This window comes from Kordia algicida OT-1 (genome assembly GCF_000154725.1).
Classification (GTDB): domain Bacteria; phylum Bacteroidota; class Bacteroidia; order Flavobacteriales; family Flavobacteriaceae; genus Kordia; species Kordia algicida.
This window is the reverse complement of sequence record NZ_DS544873.1, coordinates 2,139,750-2,155,709: the sequence shown is the minus strand read 5'-3', so window position 1 is coordinate 2,155,709 and position 15,960 is coordinate 2,139,750. Positions and strand designations below refer to the sequence as shown.

General features: G+C 34.9%; 15 protein-coding genes. 4 read left to right on the top strand and 11 right to left on the bottom strand.

Annotated elements, in window-relative coordinates:
* The 3 genes from KAOT1_RS09205 to KAOT1_RS21965 all read right to left on the bottom strand — a co-directional run bounded on the left by KAOT1_RS09205 (position 1) and on the right by KAOT1_RS21965 (position 3,448).
* Complete coding sequence (locus KAOT1_RS09205; protein ID WP_040559441.1) at positions 1-1,266, bottom strand: T9SS type A sorting domain-containing protein; 1,266 nt, start codon at positions 1,264-1,266, stop codon at positions 1-3.
* 40 nt (positions 1,267-1,306) lie between these two features.
* Positions 1,307-1,996, bottom strand: coding sequence for an LOG family protein (locus tag KAOT1_RS09200; RefSeq protein ID WP_007094512.1), 690 nt, complete (start codon positions 1,994-1,996; stop codon positions 1,307-1,309).
* Positions 1,997-2,332: 336 nt separating this feature from the next.
* Complete coding sequence (locus KAOT1_RS21965) at positions 2,333-3,448, bottom strand: LytR/AlgR family response regulator transcription factor (RefSeq protein ID WP_007094511.1); 1,116 nt, start codon at positions 3,446-3,448, stop codon at positions 2,333-2,335.
* Between the two features lie 190 nt (positions 3,449-3,638).
* Between KAOT1_RS21965 and KAOT1_RS09190 the strand changes: the two genes are divergently transcribed.
* The 3 genes from KAOT1_RS09190 to KAOT1_RS09180 are packed head-to-tail and all read left to right on the top strand — an operon-like array spanning position 3,639 to position 5,482.
* Positions 3,639-4,055, top strand: coding sequence for an OB-fold protein (locus KAOT1_RS09190; protein WP_007094510.1), 417 nt, complete (start codon positions 3,639-3,641; stop codon positions 4,053-4,055).
* A gap of 10 nt (positions 4,056-4,065) precedes the next feature.
* Positions 4,066-4,611 carry a YceI family protein gene (locus KAOT1_RS09185; RefSeq protein WP_007094509.1) on the top strand — a complete coding sequence of 182 codons (546 nt, stop codon included), beginning with the start codon at positions 4,066-4,068 and terminating at the stop codon, positions 4,609-4,611.
* On the top strand, positions 4,601-5,482 hold the full coding sequence (locus KAOT1_RS09180; protein WP_007094508.1) for a DUF5777 family beta-barrel protein: 882 nt from the start codon (positions 4,601-4,603) through the stop codon (positions 5,480-5,482). The genes KAOT1_RS09185 and KAOT1_RS09180 overlap by 11 nt, the downstream gene beginning before the upstream one ends.
* A 13-nt stretch (positions 5,483-5,495) precedes the next feature.
* On the opposite strand, the gene KAOT1_RS09175 is transcribed toward KAOT1_RS09180, so the two are convergent.
* The 7 genes from KAOT1_RS09175 to KAOT1_RS09145 all read right to left on the bottom strand — a co-directional run bounded on the left by KAOT1_RS09175 (position 5,496) and on the right by KAOT1_RS09145 (position 14,548).
* The gene (locus KAOT1_RS09175) at positions 5,496-5,789 is read right to left on the bottom strand and encodes a hypothetical protein (RefSeq protein ID WP_007094507.1); all 294 of its coding nucleotides are present in this window, start codon (positions 5,787-5,789) and stop codon (positions 5,496-5,498) included.
* A 204-nt stretch (positions 5,790-5,993) separates the two neighbouring features.
* Positions 5,994-6,206 carry a hypothetical protein gene (locus tag KAOT1_RS09170; protein ID WP_007094506.1) on the bottom strand — a complete coding sequence of 71 codons (213 nt, stop codon included), beginning with the start codon at positions 6,204-6,206 and terminating at the stop codon, positions 5,994-5,996.
* Positions 6,207-6,695: 489 nt separating this feature from the next.
* On the bottom strand, positions 6,696-9,524 hold the full coding sequence (gene uvrA, locus KAOT1_RS09165) for an excinuclease ABC subunit UvrA (protein ID WP_007094505.1): 2,829 nt from the start codon (positions 9,522-9,524) through the stop codon (positions 6,696-6,698).
* A gap of 132 nt (positions 9,525-9,656) precedes the next feature.
* Positions 9,657-10,043: a hypothetical protein gene (locus tag KAOT1_RS09160; protein ID WP_007094504.1), complete on the bottom strand. Its 387-nt coding sequence runs from the start codon at positions 10,041-10,043 to the stop codon at positions 9,657-9,659.
* Positions 10,044-10,112: 69 nt separating this feature from the next.
* Positions 10,113-12,830 carry a zinc-dependent metalloprotease gene (locus tag KAOT1_RS09155; protein WP_007094503.1) on the bottom strand — a complete coding sequence of 906 codons (2,718 nt, stop codon included), beginning with the start codon at positions 12,828-12,830 and terminating at the stop codon, positions 10,113-10,115.
* Between the two features lie 122 nt (positions 12,831-12,952).
* Positions 12,953-13,663: a hypothetical protein gene (locus KAOT1_RS09150; protein WP_007094502.1), complete on the bottom strand. Its 711-nt coding sequence runs from the start codon at positions 13,661-13,663 to the stop codon at positions 12,953-12,955.
* 30 nt (positions 13,664-13,693) lie between these two features.
* Positions 13,694-14,548, bottom strand: coding sequence for a DUF4846 domain-containing protein (locus KAOT1_RS09145; RefSeq protein ID WP_007094501.1), 855 nt, complete (start codon positions 14,546-14,548; stop codon positions 13,694-13,696).
* An 87-nt stretch (positions 14,549-14,635) separates the two neighbouring features.
* Between KAOT1_RS09145 and KAOT1_RS09140 the strand changes: the two genes are divergently transcribed.
* On the top strand, positions 14,636-15,163 hold the full coding sequence (locus KAOT1_RS09140) for a hypothetical protein (RefSeq protein WP_007094500.1): 528 nt from the start codon (positions 14,636-14,638) through the stop codon (positions 15,161-15,163).
* Positions 15,164-15,358: 195 nt separating this feature from the next.
* Here the strand turns inward: KAOT1_RS09140 and KAOT1_RS09135 are convergent, their stop codons facing one another.
* Positions 15,359-15,871, bottom strand: a complete 513-nt coding sequence (locus KAOT1_RS09135) for a fasciclin domain-containing protein (protein WP_007094499.1) — start codon at positions 15,869-15,871, stop codon at positions 15,359-15,361.
* Positions 15,872-15,960 lie beyond the last annotated feature (89 nt).

The following is a 15,960-nucleotide window of genomic DNA, read 5'->3' as shown; positions in this document are numbered from 1 at the left end:
TTATCTTTTGATAAATTTTTTAGTTTCTGTGTAATTATTAATTTTTAAATAGTAGATGCCTGTAGGTAGGTTAGAAACATCTACGCTTGTAATATCGTTATTTTCTATCGTTCCTGACATCAATTTTTGTGCTAAAACATCATATATCACATATTTATTGTCTGTTTGGGAGGAATTTAACACAAAATCCAATTGATTGTTTGTTACGTTCCCACGAATAAACTGTAATGTGTTTGTCGCTGTAAATTCGGTAGTGCTGAGTAATTGCTCATTGGTTTCCAATTCCATGACTACAGGTAAATGATCGCTCATGTCGTGTAAAGCATTGCGTAGAGTTTGAGAATAACTTACACCAGAACCTGGCACTTCTGCACAATCTGATGAATTGATAGCGCGATTGTAACAGTTTGGATTTAAGTTGTTTCCATACGATTTGTATGAGTTTGGAACATAGTACAAGTCTGAGTTTGTCAATACGTTTCCAGAGGTTAAAATGAAATCAAAACGATCGTCAAATCCGCCAGAAGCACCACCCAAACCACCTTGTGTACGGGTAGATTGTGTCAATACATCCAAAAACGCGCTGTTGGTATGCCAATCGCCCAAACGATTGATTGGATCTACCAACGGAATGGCATTGGTAACATCAATTAATTTTTGAAATGTAATGTCGTTACTTGTGTATAAGTTTAAATCGCCAGCTAATAAAACTTTACTATTTGGATCAATCGTAGAAAGATAGGAAACAAATTCTTCCACCATTAGAAAACGGAGCAGTTCATCTTCTGGTGAGTTTCCTGCTTTTAAATGCGTTACAAATACTTCCAAACGAATAGGATTGGTCGCTTGATTTACGGTATTTAATTTTAAGGTATATCTGTTAAAATCCCGTAAATTGGTTGTAATGATGTCTTGTCCTTCTAAGATAAATTTAGAGCTGTCATAATAGATTAGGTTTTGTAATAAATTAGAATCACTTCCGTTATCATCTGAAGTATTATTAAAATATATAGCTTGCGCATAGTTAGGATTAATCATTTGCAATCGATTTAAAATTAATCCTGCGCCAAATTGGTCGTTGAGCTCACAAACCATGAATAAATCAGGTTGATAATCGGAAATAATGATTTCCAATTCGTCTAATCGATCAAGCGACAATTCAGGAAAATTCAAGAGATTGTAAAACATCGTCTTGATATTTTCCTGAGCTGTTAATTGTTTGAACCCTAAGCATAGCAAGCAAAGGATGAGTAGTTTTTTTTTCATTTTTTCTTTTTCGGGTGCAATTATTCTACAAAACTTCTTGTTAGAAGTTAGGACTGAGATTGTACTTTTTATAGAACGCATCTAAAATAGCCAATACTTCTGTTTCATCGTCAACAATATGAATTAAGTCTAAATCTCCAGGACTGATGTTACCAAATTTGTCTAGCAACGTTGCTTTAACCCAATCCATTAAGCCAGACCAGAATTCGGTTCCAACTAGAATAATCGGGAATTTGTCAATTTTTTTCGTTTGAATGAGTGTAATTGCTTCAAAAAGTTCGTCTAACGTTCCAAATCCGCCTGGCATCACCACAAATCCTTGTGAGTATTTTACAAACATTACTTTGCGAACAAAAAAGTAATCAAAGTTGATGCTTTTATCAGGATCAATGTATGGATTGTCGTGTTGTTCAAATGGCAATACGATGTTTAAACCAACCGAAGTTCCGCCGCCTAAGTGCGCTCCTTTGTTTCCGGCTTCCATAATTCCTGGTCCACCACCAGTAATCACTCCGTAACCATGATCTACAATGGTATGTGCTATTTTTTGTGCTAGTTTGTAATATTTATTGTCAGGTTTGGTACGTGCCGATCCGAAGATAGATACACACGGACCAATTTGACTCATTTTTTCGAATCCGTTGACGAATTCGCCCATTATTTTAAAAAGTGCCCAAGAATCGTTCGTTTTTATTTCATTCCATCCTTTGGTATTCTTTTCTTTTCTCATGTTCATTTAATTTTTAATCAAAACGTGCTAAGATACTATTTTATGTAGAATTGTGGTATAACTTTTTGAGTAGATTAACATAAATTTTGCTCTTTAGGGAAGTTGTTTGGAGTTGGTGAGTTTGGGTTTTTAATCAAAGAAAATTCAACACCCAACATTTAACATTTAAAATTCATTTGAAGTTTATGAGTTTATAGGTTTATGAGTTTATAGGTTTATGAGTTTATAGGTTTATGAGTTTATAGGTTTATGAGTTTATAGGTTTATGAGTTTATAGGTTTATGAGATTATTCTTTGATTTGAAAAATGGTGTAGATAACTTAATTGAGCACCAATCTACATATCCAACCATTTTTTAAAGGCAGAAACCTTATTTTTTCCGATGACGATATCAATTTCAGAAGTTGGTTGCATTTCTATTTTGAGCGCGCTGTTGCCGTATTTGATGATTTTGTCAATGGCGTAAATGGCTACAATGGTTTGTCGGTTGGCTCTGAAGAATAGTTTTGAATCGAGCGAAGCATATATTTGGTCTAAACTGTCGTTTGCCGTGTAACGTTTACCATCTTTGCGAACGACATACGAGATGGAATTTTCTACATAAATATACGCAATATCTTCAATAGCAATGGGCATCAATTCGTTTCTAATGTACGTAAGCAAGCGTTGTTTTGGGGCTTCTGTAATTGCTTCACTTTCTTTTGCTTCGGGAATATTTTGTGATTCCATTTTCAATTCCGCAACACTTTTTTGATAGTTTTCAAGCGAAATATTTAGTTTGGAAAGATTTAATACGCCATCTTCCAATTTTGCCGTTTTTTGGTCAATAATGCGTTCGTAATAAATGGATATGATTCTGAGAATTATCAGCAATAGCAACAACACAATTAATCCCAAAATTAGAAAAACTGTTTTTACTTGATCTTTAAACGCGTTAATCTGAAAGTGTATGTTTTCAATGTTTACATGTGCTGCAATGAGTAAGTCGGAATTTGAAATAGATCGCATGGCAATGACTTCCGAAGTATGTTTGTCATATGATTCTAGCGTTAGTAAATGTGCATATAATTCATCCGCAGTCACTACACTTTTCATATTGGAAATGGTATTGCTTTTTTGCTCGTTTTTTTCTCCAATTTTGGTGACATCAGGATGACTGATAATTTTTCCAGACCAATCAAACACCGTAAGGTAAATGCTTTCGTTATCGCTTCCCGCAATCGCTTCTTGAATACTATTTACAACCATTTGCTTTTCTACAGTATTTGCCAAACTATTTCCTGCTAAAATGCTTACTTGTTGTATTTCCTGCGTTGCCAAACTAATGTTGTTTTCTAGAATAGTGGTCGTTTTTAACTTTACGGTCAATGGCATTACCAACAGATTGATGATAAGAATGTAGATCACTACAAAACCTATGGTCGCATACAAGTATATTCTGTAATTTCTCATTGCTGAAAACGATTCTTTTTTAAAACACTAAAATAGCATTTCAACAGTTGATACCCGAAAATATGCACATTTATATTCCTTTTTAAAGGCTTATTTTCCGTTTGAACGTTATAGAAGTGTCTAGAAAGTGCAGAAACGCGTATTTTTATCATCATAATTTACGCATATGTACAACTTTCTTAAAAACTTGATGACTCAAAAAAAGTCGAGCTTATTTTTTATTTTGATCTTTCTTGTGTTGGCAAGTTTGATTTTTTTGTACGTGTATATCAATAGGAGCGAGCCAGATACGACACAGCTTCAAACTTCTCAAGTATTTACATCCAACGAATTGCTTTCGAACCTAGAAAATAAAGGACAAAAACTAGCGCATTTTATTGAAAAAGCGATCGAGATTGAAGGAGAAATTAAAGAAATTACCTTTCAGGATGGGAAATATAGCTTAATTTTAAAGGGAAATTCAGATAAAACGTATATTTTGTGTGAAATGCAACCAAATCAAAATCATCACATTGCGGAACTTAAAGCAGGTCAGGAAGTTAAGTTGAAAGGTATTTTAAAAGGATTTTTGATGGATGTAATTTTGTTACATTGTGTCATTGTATAAGCAGCAGTTTATGAATAAAATTTTACTATTTGTTACTTTTATACTGTCTATTACGGTTCATGCACAAAGCAATGAATTTATAGAGCGTCAGGGACAAGTTACTTTTTTCTCGTATACTTCCGTAGAAAATATTCAGGCTACGAACAATCAAGTGTTGAGTCTTTTTAAGCCAGAAACCAAAGCGATTGCCGTACGTATTTTGATGCGAGCCTTTGTGTTTAAAAAAACGCTGATGCGCGAACATTTTAATGAGAGTTATGTAGAATCTGATTTGTATCCGAAAGCTACTTTTTCGGGAACGATTGTAGATTTTGATATTACTAATCAAGGCGAACAAACCCGAATTATAAAAGGAGAATTTACATTAAAAAATGTGACAAAACCTGTTGAAATTAAAGCAAAAATCACCAAAACAGCAACTGGCTACACGATTGAAGGTTCACTAGATGTGTTGATTGATGATTATAAGATTAATGTTCCTCCGTTGTTATCGCCCAATATTTCTAAGAAAATAGAAGTTTCGTTTAATTTTAAGTATGCGCCCTATGAAAAGTAAATTGATCATATTGATACTTTTCTTAAGTATAGCGAACAGTGTGTTTGCTCAGAATGATTTGTTGGACAAACTCAATGATGAACATCAAAACATTGATAATTATACAATGTTGACGTTTAAAGGAACACGTATTTCTATTGGACATTCTGTGGAAACGCGAAAAAAAAATACGCTCGAAATTTCGTTTATGTCACGCTATTGGGACATTCCAAATTCGAATGGAAAATCGTTTATTGCCGATAGAATGAGCGTGCATTTTGGATTGGATTATGGGATTTCTGATCGATTGACTTTTGGTGTCGGTTATGGCGCCGGAAAACCTAGCGGTATTGTAGATACATATTTGAAATATAGATTATTTCGACAAACTATTGATGATAAAAATCCGTTGAGTGTCACACTTTTGCAAGCTGCTTCCTATCGAACACGTTTCGTAAATGGAATTGAATCAAGAACTGATTTTGGAAGTAAACTCGCTTTTAGTTCGCAAATACTGATTGCACGTAAATTTTCTAGAAATTTCTCGTTGCAAATTGCCCCAACATTTATTCATAGAACTTCTTCTAGGTCGCCGTTAGACGATCATAATCAGTTTGCTATTGGTTTTGGCGCACGTTATAAAGTGAGCAATCATGTTGCGATTGCTTCAGAATATTATTACGTTGCCAACGAATTGGAATCGCGCGAAACTTTCGGAGCTTTTTCGCTCGGTGTCAATTGGGAAGTGAGTAAATTGTTATTGCAGTTTAAAATGACCAATAATCCGTTTTTTAATGAAGATACATTCATTACCCAAACCACAAGAAATTTCAATTTCAACGACGGAAATTTATTTTTTGGCTTTCATGCAACGTATCATTTGCAGTTTTGAAAAGGTTTCTTATTTACAATTCCTTTCGAGTTAATTTGAATAGCGAATAATTATTGATAAGTAACGGAATAGAAACAATTAACGTTGTGACAAACTGAATTCTAAAAAAGAACTTAAAACTACTTACCAAGTCATATATAGCATGATCTGAACTTAAATGATTTTTTTCTACAACTTCATTGACATTTGCTAGAATTTCATTCGTTACTTTTATACCTGAGAAACCATGAATTGCAAAAGCACCAATTGGCAATACAAACAAGACAACTACATAGAAGAAACTTGGAGGAAAGGCTTTCCCATACAATGGAAAAAGCGGATATTTTGAGATAATTCTTTTGTCAAAATCAGTATCAATAGCATCAATAGTTTGTACAATGCTGTAATGACGTTTTATCAGAAAATAAAGAATAATGTATATGGCAAGAATAATGATTGGCCATAATAATGAGAGACTTCCGTAGTTGAATCTGAGCGTTGTTTCAACACCACCAAAGTTAGCTTGTTCTTCTTATAACGTTTCCCAGAAAATAGTCATATAATCAGGATCAGAATAATCATCAGAAAGACTGATACCTACTTTTTCTTTTACTATTTGATTCCAATGTAAACTCCTTTGAATGATATATACATTTGTAATGATAATTCCTATTAGAAACGTCCAAATTAAATTGGATATTTGATTTGAATAGTCTGTAAACTTCCCTGTTTTAGCAGTACTCATGGTCTGGTGTTTTGGTAGTTAGTTCTTAACACACTCGTTTATATTTGTGTTAATTACGAGATAAGTTACTAAAAGAAATTGAACTTGTGGAGAATGTGTGGAATTTTACGTGTAAGCTTCCCTAATTGAGTTCATACCAAATCAACCATAATATGCAATATATAAACTCGTTCATTTGGCTTTCCGTAATATTTTAATAAAATCTAGATATAAAAATCGATTCGTTGTAAAACAGATTTCATCAACCGTTATATAGTAACGTTTAACCGCTCATTTTCCGCTTCACGATATTTCTCTTGTAACTAGAGAAGTTTTAACGCTTTATTTGTCTCGTAAGATTATTGAGTTCGGCTAAACTCTCAACTATAAAAGTTATGAAAAAGAAAATAATTAGCGTTTAGTTTATGTAGTTTATTATTAATTCAAGTGTTAAAGAGAGTGTTTCGCAGTGGAAACACTCTTTTTTCATGTATGCAGTTTTCTAAATTTTTAGAGTTCTTTTTTTAAGAAACGTGCAGTGTGACTTTTTTTGTGTTGGCAACTTCTTCTGGAGTTCCGGTTGTCACAACTTGTCCGCCACTTTTCCGCTTCGTAACCAATATCAATGATATGATCGGCCATTTTAATGACGTCCATGTTATGTTCTATGACGACAATAGTATTTCCTTTGTCAACCAATTTATTCAAAACTTCCATTAAAACACGAATGTCTTCAAAATGCAATCCAGTTGTTGGTTCATCCAGAATATAAAATGTATTTCCAGTGTCTCGTTTAGAAAGTTCTGTAGCAAGTTTGATACGTTGTGCTTCACCACCAGAAAGTGTTGTACTTTGTTGTCCGAGCGTAATATAGCCCAAACCAACATCTTTGATAGTTTTTAGTTTTCTGTATATTTTTGGAATGTGTTCAAAGAAAGCAACTGCTTCATTCATGGTCATGCTTAAGACATCTGCAATCGATTTCCCTTTGTAGCGTATTTCGAGTGTTTCTCTGTTAAAACGTTTTCCGTTACAGGTTTCGCATTCTACATATACATCGGGTAAGAAGTTCATTTCTATCACGCGCAATCCGCCACCTTGACAGGTTTCACAACGTCCACCTTTTACATTAAAGCTAAATCTTCCTGGTTTGTACCCGCGAATCATTGCTTCTGGTGTTTTTGCGTACAGACTTCGTATTTCGCTGAAAACTCCTGTATACGTTGCTGGATTTGATCGTGGTGTACGACCAATAGGCGATTGATTGATGTCAATGACTTTGTCAATATGCTCCAAACCTTTGATGCTTTTGTACGGCATTGGGACTTTGACAGCATTGAAAAAGTGAGCATTAAGGATTGGATAAAGCGTTTCATTCACTAAAGTAGATTTTCCACTTCCAGAAACACCCGTAACACCAATCATTTTTCCTAACGGGAATTCAACAGAAACATTTTTTAAGTTGTTTCCTGTGGCACCTTTTAAAACTACTTTTTTACCGTTTCCTTTTCTGCGTTCTTTTGGAACCGCAATTTCTTTAGTTCCATTTAAGTAAGCTGCCGTTAACGTATTATGATTTAATAATTCTTTCGGAGTTCCTTCTGAGATAATTTCGCCACCGTGTCTTCCCGCATGCGGACCGATGTCAATAACATGATCGGCGCGTTCTATCATGTCTTTGTCATGTTCTACGACAATTACGGAGTTTCCAATGTCACGTAAAGATTCAAGCGAATTGATCAGTTTTTCGTTGTCACGTTGGTGCAATCCGATACTTGGTTCATCTAAAATATATAAAACACCAACCAATTGTGAGCCAATTTGTGTCGCCAAACGAATGCGTTGTGCTTCTCCACCTGAAAGTGATTTGGAGCTTCTGTTGAGTGAAAGATAATTTAATCCGACATCTAATAGGAATCGCAAACGTGTTGATATTTCTTTGACAACTTCCGTGGCAATTTTTTGTTGTTTTTCGGATAGATTATTCTTTAAATCATCAAACCATGCAGACAATTCTACAACGTCCATATTAGCAAGTTCGGCGATATTTTTTTTGTTTACTTTAAAGTATAATGATTCTTTACGCAAGCGCGAACCACCACATTCGGAGCAATTTACTTTGTCCATGTAATTTTTTGCCCAACGTTTGATGGAAGATGAATCGCTGTCTTCATATTGATTTTTGATAAAACTTACTATTCCTTCAAAATCAATTTTATAATCACGCGTAACACCTAATGTTTTACTGACTACAGAAAATTTTTCGTTTCCACCGTTTAGAATTACGTTCATCGCTTCCTTTGGAATATCTTTGATTGGATCGCTGAGTTTGAATTCGTAACGTTCTGCAATGATTTCCAATTGCTTGAAGATCCATGATTTTTTATATTCACCTAAAGGAGCAATTCCGCCACCTTTGATTGTTGCTTTGGTATCTGGAATTACTTTTTCTTCGTTGACTTCGTACAGCGTCCCCAAACCATTACAATTCGGACACATGCCTTTTGGAGAGTTGAACGAGAAGGTATTTGGCTCTGGATTTGGATACGAAATTCCTGAAGACGGACACATCAAGTTTCTACTGAAATAGCGTGCTTCTTTTGGCGCATCTTGATCGATGACCATAAGCACATCGTCGCCATGATACATTGCCGTTTTGATGGTTTCTGTAAGACGTTTGTCATTATCAACCTCATCATTTATGACTAAACGATCAATAACGATTTCAATATCGTGCGTTTTGTAACGATCGAGTCGCATGCCTTTTTCAATATCTAGAATTTCGCCATCTACACGAACTTTTACAAAGCCTTGTTTCCCGATGTTTTCGAATAATTCGCGGTAATGTCCTTTACGCGAACGTATGATAGGAGCGAGGATGTTGACACGCTTTCCGTTAAAATCATTCAGAATTAAATCTTTGATTTGCTCATCGCTATAACTAATCATTTTTTCACCAGAATTGTAACTGTACGCATCAGAAGCTCTGGCAAATAGTAAACGTAAGAAATCGTAAATTTCTGTGATAGTTCCAACGGTAGATCGCGGACTTTTGCTAGTTGTTTTTTGTTCTATGGCAATTACAGGCGATAAACCATCAATTTTATCAACATCAGGTCGCTCTAGTCCACCAAGAAATTGTCGTGCATACGCAGAAAATGTTTCGATGTAACGACGTTGTCCTTCGGCGTAAATTGTGTCAAATGCTAAAGAAGATTTTCCACTTCCAGAAAGTCCTGTAATTACGACCAATTTTTCTCTAGGAATGGTCACATCAATGTTCTTTAGGTTGTGAACTCTAGCGCCTTGTACTTCTATATTTTCTTCGTAATTCGTCATAGTTTTTTGCAAAAACGCAAAGATACGAATTTTAATAGCAGAAAGTTAGTCGGAACAATTTCAATTTTTAACTAATTTGAGATTTTACTTAGAGTATTATTTTTTACGGAACTAATCGTTTTCTTTATATAGTTAAAGTGCATGATTTTCGTTTTGTTTAAAGAATGCCTTTTTTATTAAAATCACATAAATCACAATAGGAATTAATACACAAATGATTACTGAGGAAGCTACATAGTTGCTTCCGAGCGTATTAAACGTATTTAAGAAATCTACTGATTTTTGAAAAAGCCAATTACAAAACCGTGTGAAGTCTGGAATTGCAATGAGCAAAATCGCGATAAGCAGACTAAAGATGATCGTGAATTTTCGCTGACGGTAAATTTTATCGAGAAGTAGCATCCACGAAAGTGGAATAAGTATAAACCATATAATGATGTTTATTTCTTTGTAGCTAAATCCTGTTAGATTGGCAAGCCAGATTAAGATTTCATAAGTGTAGTTAAAGATTGTATCCATAAAAAGTGAGTTCATAAAAAAACTCCGAAACGTGTGCTTCGGAGTTTTTGGTATTGTTGAGAAATTTAATTATTCGATAATTAATTTCTTAGTTACGGTTCTGTCTTGGTCAGTTACTGTGATTAAGTACATCCCTGAACTTACATTTTTCAATGAAATATTTTCGTTGAATGTTGATGTAGCATTGTAGTTTTTAGTGTGTACTAATCTTCCTGATACATCGTATACATTTATGTCAATATCTTCACCAGACTGCGAGCTAAATGATAAAGAGAATTCTCCTTTGTTTGGATTTGGATATAAAGCAAAGTTGTCTAAAGCGAATTCTTCGTTGCTCAATACCACAGTAGTTGTTGTATTACAAAGTTCAACAGACCACTCGTTTACAACTCCGGTATCTCCGTTAAAGAAATCAACAAAAACTAAGTTCCAAGTTCCAGAAGGATCGTTTCCGTTAAATGCATCCATTGGATTTGCGGGAGAAGCTAAACCTACTGTTGGAGAAGCACACATAATTGAAGGTTCACCATCTTTGAAAGTGATATCAATATTTCCATATTGAGCATCGTTACAACTTCTTGCCCAAATGTTAGCAAATCCTCCAGGAGCTGGTTGTAATTGCATAATTAAGTCTCCAATATAGGAGTGCGTTACATCAGCACTTACTCTTAAATCTGTGATTGGCGTAGTTTCTGTAACTGTTACAGGAATAAATACGGGAGTTCCTTGTACGTTTGCTCCACCACCATCAGGAATTGGAGTAGCAATTGGCCCTGTTGTATATGTATTACATACCGTGTTTGTTGTTACTGTTGCTCCAACTGAGAATGATTTTGAGATTGCAAAGAAAATATTTCCTACAGCTTCAATTTTAATTCTACAATATGGCTCAAATACAACTGGGAATGTAATCGACTCAGAACCATCGTTAGGAGTATTACTTGCTAAGACAGTATCAAAGTTTTGTCCGCCATCTGTTGAAAATAAGATGTTTACATTTGAAGTGTTGATTCCGTTAGCTGTAGTTCCAGCAACATCCCAAGTAATTGTTGTAGATGATCCTGAAACAAAACTTTCGTTTGTAGTATCTGGAGCAGTTACTCTAAATGGTCCTGTGTTTGCCAAAGTAACTGTCATGTTGTCTCTATTTGTTTGTCCTCCGTTTGGCGTTCCGTTGTCTCTTACTGTTAAAGCAAAATCCATTGTTCTGGCAACGCTAGGCATTACTTCCCATTGCGGTGTTAAGTTATCATCCAAGATATCGCTTAGTTGTGGGAATGTACGATCTCCTGTTGTCATTGGAGAGTAAGATCTAAATTGAGGATCTGTTGTATTTGTTGTAGATGGTTGGTTTGTAGTAATTCCTACATCTGTTTGTTCCCAGCAGTATGATAATGTAGTTCCGTCTGGATCTGTAGCCGTTCCTGATAAGGTAAAAGCTGTTCCGTAAGGAATTGTGTAGTCATCTCCTGCATCTACAGTTGGTGCAGTGTTTCCATTTGCAGTGTTTGTAGAACAAACAGGCTCACCTGGAGGTGTAATACGAATCCACATTTCGTTGATACTGATGGCATGAAAATGATCGTCACTATTGTTTTGAACATTGTCTGAACCACAAATTCCAGCATATGCCATAATTGTAGTTCCACTTCCTGGCTCAACAGCAGTTGTTGCACTTCTGTTTCCACCAGAACAAGAACCTTGTCCACCGTTAAACGTATGGTTTGCTCCATATTGGTGTCCCATTTCGTGTGCTACGAAGTCAATATCAAAAGGATCACCTACAGGGTTTGGCGAACCAGTTACAGCCGCCGCTTTTGCGTTACTATAGCAAATTCCTCCACGAGCAGCCAATCCACCACCACCAGTACTGAATACGTGACCGATGTCGTAGTTAGCCGTTCCGATATTAGCATCACAAATTGCTTGGTTTTGGTTGATAAGTGCATTTGAATCACTATCTGTATATCCGTCATCTTCTGCTAAGAAAATGATACTTGTATTGTCTACTAAAGTCATTGTTAACGACATGTCTCTTTCAAAAACAGCGTTTACTCTTGTCATAGTAACGTTCATTGCAGCTAATACAGTTGCTCTTTTTACAGCGTCTGATGCAGCTTGTTGCCCAGCAGCGTTGATGTGATAGTTTGCGTATTCTTGTGTACAAGCTAATGCTAAACGGAATGTTCTTAGAGTTCCATCAATTGCATTTTCTGGGACATAAGCACCATCTGTACTTGTTCTGTCTTCTGTACTTTCATCAACCAAACAACCAATTCTACTTTCAAGGTTGCTGTAGAGATTTTCTTTAGCATACATGATGTATGTGTTCAAATCTTTTGTTAATGGATCAATATACATGGTTTTACCAATGGCATGTACTGTTGCATGAAATCCAAAAACTGTAGTTGAGAAACGGATAATTGTTCCTGTATTTTCTCTACTGACAGCTACATACGATTGAATTTCTGGGTAGTTTGCAGCAAATTCAGGTTCCATGATAGAAGCATTGTATACTTCAAAAGTTTCCATTTTTCCTTCTGCGCCAGGAAATTGTACGACAATTTCTGAAGCAATATTTAAGTCTCTGTCTGGTGCTGCACTTAACAGTTGTTTTAAAGAAGCAAAGTCTAAAGTATATGTGTCATATACCATAGGTGTAGAAGCTCTTTCTACTAATTCTTCTGGGGAAAATTTAGTAGCATCAGTTTTTTTCCAAAATGATCTTCCTTGCGAAAAACCTAATAGGGGAATTAATAATAGTATAAAAAAGTAATTCTTTCTCATAATTTAAGATTAAATTTAGTTTAATAAAAGTGGGCTAAAGTTAACTCTTTTTTTGGTATTTGATAAGAAACTTTTAACATTTAATATGAGATTATATTAAAATTTAACAAATGTTAGTTCATTTAGTTCCAAGCTTTCACGTTTTTTATGTCTAAATCTAGTATGAGAATTGTATGGAGTGTTGCGAGTGGAATTCCGCTTTCCATGGTTTGCCAATTTTCCCATGAAGCGTATAATCCGCCAATAGGAATGATACTCACCCACATTTGATAGCCTGTTGGACGTCCGTTTTCATCTAAAAACCATAAATAAGAATCTCCTGGAGTATTTCCGCCAGAAGCGTAGGTAATAAGTAACCCTTTTTGTCCATCATTGTTGGTAACAATACTTCGCGTGACACCTTTGTCAAAAACTTTGTAAGGCGCTACCAACCAAAAAGAGTCATTGTTAAAGTACGTTTCAGCGGTTTTAATAACTTCCGTTTTTTCATTGCCAGTAACTGCTTCACCATCAATAGTAACAGCACTTGTATTTGGTTGTTTTAGGTTTAGGGCTACTTTTGTAGTATTCCAAGAGACATCAACTTTATACTGATCTTTATCCCACACATAATGATGTCCACCAGGAAATGTCCAACTCAAATACCGTGTGTTTTTGTAAGCGTCGTAATTTACAGCGTTTAGCATTTTTGTTGCCATATCATCTGCTTCTGCACTTTTTACACCTTTAGGCAAAGGTTCGTTATATTTTATATAAACTACAGAGAAAACGATGAGCAGTGTTACAAGAATTCCTAAGATGAATTTTCCTAGAATTTTTAAAAATTTTTTCATTGATTTGGGATTGAGGATTTATTTGTAGAATCAGTCTTTAAATCTTCTTAAGTCCGAGCTTTTAAACGTCCATTCGGGAGTTTGTAATGTTCCTTCTTCGGCAACATACCACGGACTGATATTTTGGTTATTTTGATTGACTAATATTTGAGTTTCTTGTGCAGGCATGTAGCTTTGTGCAATCATAAATATTTTTTCTCCTTGCGAGTTTTGTGCAACATCTACAACTATAACCGCATGTCCAAAAGGATTTCCTTGCTGAATAAATACATCGCCAACTTGAATGTCTTTTATGTTGGGAACTTTTGCCAATTCTTTTCGTAAAGAAGCTGTATTTGCATACGCGAAAATGTAATTCATGTAGCGTCTGAATTTTTTATAAGAATGATCGCCTTTTGCATATTTTTTGAAATATCGTGGTTTTCCGTCTGATAGGAAATTAAAGTGAATGTCTTGCAATCGATTTTGCTCAAAGAGGAATTCGCCACGCAATCGCATCACAGCATCTGCGCATTGTTGTAAGTCGCGCGTGCCAATTTCCATATCTACAACTGAAATGTACACGTTGTTGTTATATTTTTCGCGTCCATCAAAGTATTTTACAGCGCTGTTAAATTTCTTTAGTGGAAGTTTTCTGAGGTAGCTTCCAAAGTGTGTCGCTTCAAGGGGAATTCTATGGTAATTTTTTGGTGTATTGAAACGCGCTTGAATGGTTTTTCCCGCAGGATTTATCAATTGTTGTTCTGTTTCAGTTTCTTGCTGTAATGCGATTTCTTTCGTAGGAGTTGTTTCTCGTTTTTTTTCTTCCGCACAAGCGAGAAACAGCAAACTTAAAAACACTAGAAAAACAGTATTTTTTATAGAAAATATAGTTGAATTTCGCATTTGATGTTTATTTTTACTTTTATGTATTAAAGCTACGAAATAATACAGCGAATTAATAATTTTATAGAAATAATAACTACAAAAAAGATGAATATTTTAGGAATAAGCTCACGAATTAAACACCCTGAATATGGATTGGGTGTGGTAACCAACGTAACTTCTAAGCATTATTGGGTAACTTTTATTGAAAACGGATTGGAAACGATTGATATTGATAGCGATTTTGAAGTGATTGATGCTGTAGAAGATGAGGTGGATAGCGTGAGTTTTTATGAAGTAGAAACTATTTTGCGTAAGATGCTTAAAAAATGGTCGGATGTATCTGAAATTATTCCGATTGCTGATAAATGGAAAGGCGGAAAGATGATTTTAGAACCTGGCGATACCAATTTAAAAAGTAAAGAAATTCCGATTGATGGTTTTTTCCACAAAATAGTCATGTTGCGCGATCGTATTCGTGTGATGGAGCAAAAAATCAATTCAAACAAAAATCTAGACGATCAAGAAAAAGTAGACTTACAACAGTATATTACTAGAATGTATGGAAGCTTGACAACGTTTAATGTATTGTTTAAGAACAAATCACAGCAGTTTGTAGGAGCGAAAGGGAAATAGGTTTTGGGTGTTGAGTTTTAGGTCTTAGGTTATGGGTTTTAGGTCTTGGGATTTAGGATTTTTGAAATTTCTTACCAAACACCAAACACCAAACACCAAACACCAAACACCAAACACCAAACACCAAACACCTAAAAAAGAGAAACGCTTTCTAAGAAAAACGTTCCTCTGAATTGTAAAACTAACCAACACTAATTATGGCATCACTACGCTATCAATTACGTGAATTACGCCATTACTCGCCATGATATCTGTTTTTGAAATCATGCTATAATTCCCGTTAGCGTCTTTCAACCAAATTCCTTTGTCGTTTTGAACGACAGTTATTTTTGCTCCGCTAAGCGTTGTTAACGTCACTTTTCCTTTTCCCTTTTTCAAAGCAGCAACTACATCTTTTGCAGTTAATTTTCCCTTGATGACATGATATGTTAGAATGCTAGTTAATTTTGACTTGTTTTCTGGTTTCAATAAAGCACCTAAAGTGTTTGCGTCAATTTTTGCGAATGCATTATTTGTTGGAGCAAATACTGTAAATGGTCCTTCAGATTTTAATGCTTCTACCAAACCAGCAGCTTTTACCGCAGTCACTAATGTTGAAAAACTTTTGTTTGATGCAGCAATATCTACAATATCTTTATTTTGCGCATTGGTTTTTGCTGTACATAAAAATAAAGCTACAGTTGTAATTGTTAGGATTAATTTTTTCATAATAATTTTTTTAGATTTTTAATTTTTAGTTCTTTTTTTATTTATTCTTAAGCGCTTTCATTTTTATATACACAAGTTTTTACTGTTTG

What these genes read in the sequence shown, in the direction of transcription:
- KAOT1_RS09155 (WP_007094503.1), bottom strand. Translation starts at nt 12,830, where the DNA reads ATGAGAAAGAATTACTTTTTTATACTATTATTAATTCCCCTATTAGGT.
- KAOT1_RS09150 (WP_007094502.1), bottom strand. Translation starts at nt 13,663, where the DNA reads ATGAAAAAATTTTTAAAAATTCTAGGAAAATTCATCTTAGGAATTCTT.
- uvrA (WP_007094505.1), bottom strand. Translation starts at nt 9,524, where the DNA reads ATGACGAATTACGAAGAAAATATAGAAGTACAAGGCGCTAGAGTTCAC.
- KAOT1_RS09135 (WP_007094499.1), bottom strand. Translation starts at nt 15,871, where the DNA reads ATGAAAAAATTAATCCTAACAATTACAACTGTAGCTTTATTTTTATGT.
- KAOT1_RS09180 (WP_007094508.1), top strand. Translation starts at nt 4,601, where the DNA reads ATGAAAAGTAAATTGATCATATTGATACTTTTCTTAAGTATAGCGAAC.
- KAOT1_RS09140 (WP_007094500.1), top strand. Translation starts at nt 14,636, where the DNA reads ATGAATATTTTAGGAATAAGCTCACGAATTAAACACCCTGAATATGGA.
- KAOT1_RS09200 (WP_007094512.1), bottom strand. Translation starts at nt 1,996, where the DNA reads ATGAGAAAAGAAAAGAATACCAAAGGATGGAATGAAATAAAAACGAAC.
- KAOT1_RS09185 (WP_007094509.1), top strand. Translation starts at nt 4,066, where the DNA reads ATGAATAAAATTTTACTATTTGTTACTTTTATACTGTCTATTACGGTT.
- KAOT1_RS09160 (WP_007094504.1), bottom strand. Translation starts at nt 10,043, where the DNA reads ATGGATACAATCTTTAACTACACTTATGAAATCTTAATCTGGCTTGCC.
- KAOT1_RS09145 (WP_007094501.1), bottom strand. Translation starts at nt 14,548, where the DNA reads ATGCGAAATTCAACTATATTTTCTATAAAAAATACTGTTTTTCTAGTG.
- KAOT1_RS09205 (WP_040559441.1), bottom strand. Translation starts at nt 1,266, where the DNA reads ATGAAAAAAAAACTACTCATCCTTTGCTTGCTATGCTTAGGGTTCAAA.
- KAOT1_RS09190 (WP_007094510.1), top strand. Translation starts at nt 3,639, where the DNA reads ATGACTCAAAAAAAGTCGAGCTTATTTTTTATTTTGATCTTTCTTGTG.
- KAOT1_RS21965 (WP_007094511.1), bottom strand. Translation starts at nt 3,448, where the DNA reads ATGAGAAATTACAGAATATACTTGTATGCGACCATAGGTTTTGTAGTG.
- KAOT1_RS09170 (WP_007094506.1), bottom strand. Translation starts at nt 6,206, where the DNA reads ATGAGTACTGCTAAAACAGGGAAGTTTACAGACTATTCAAATCAAATA.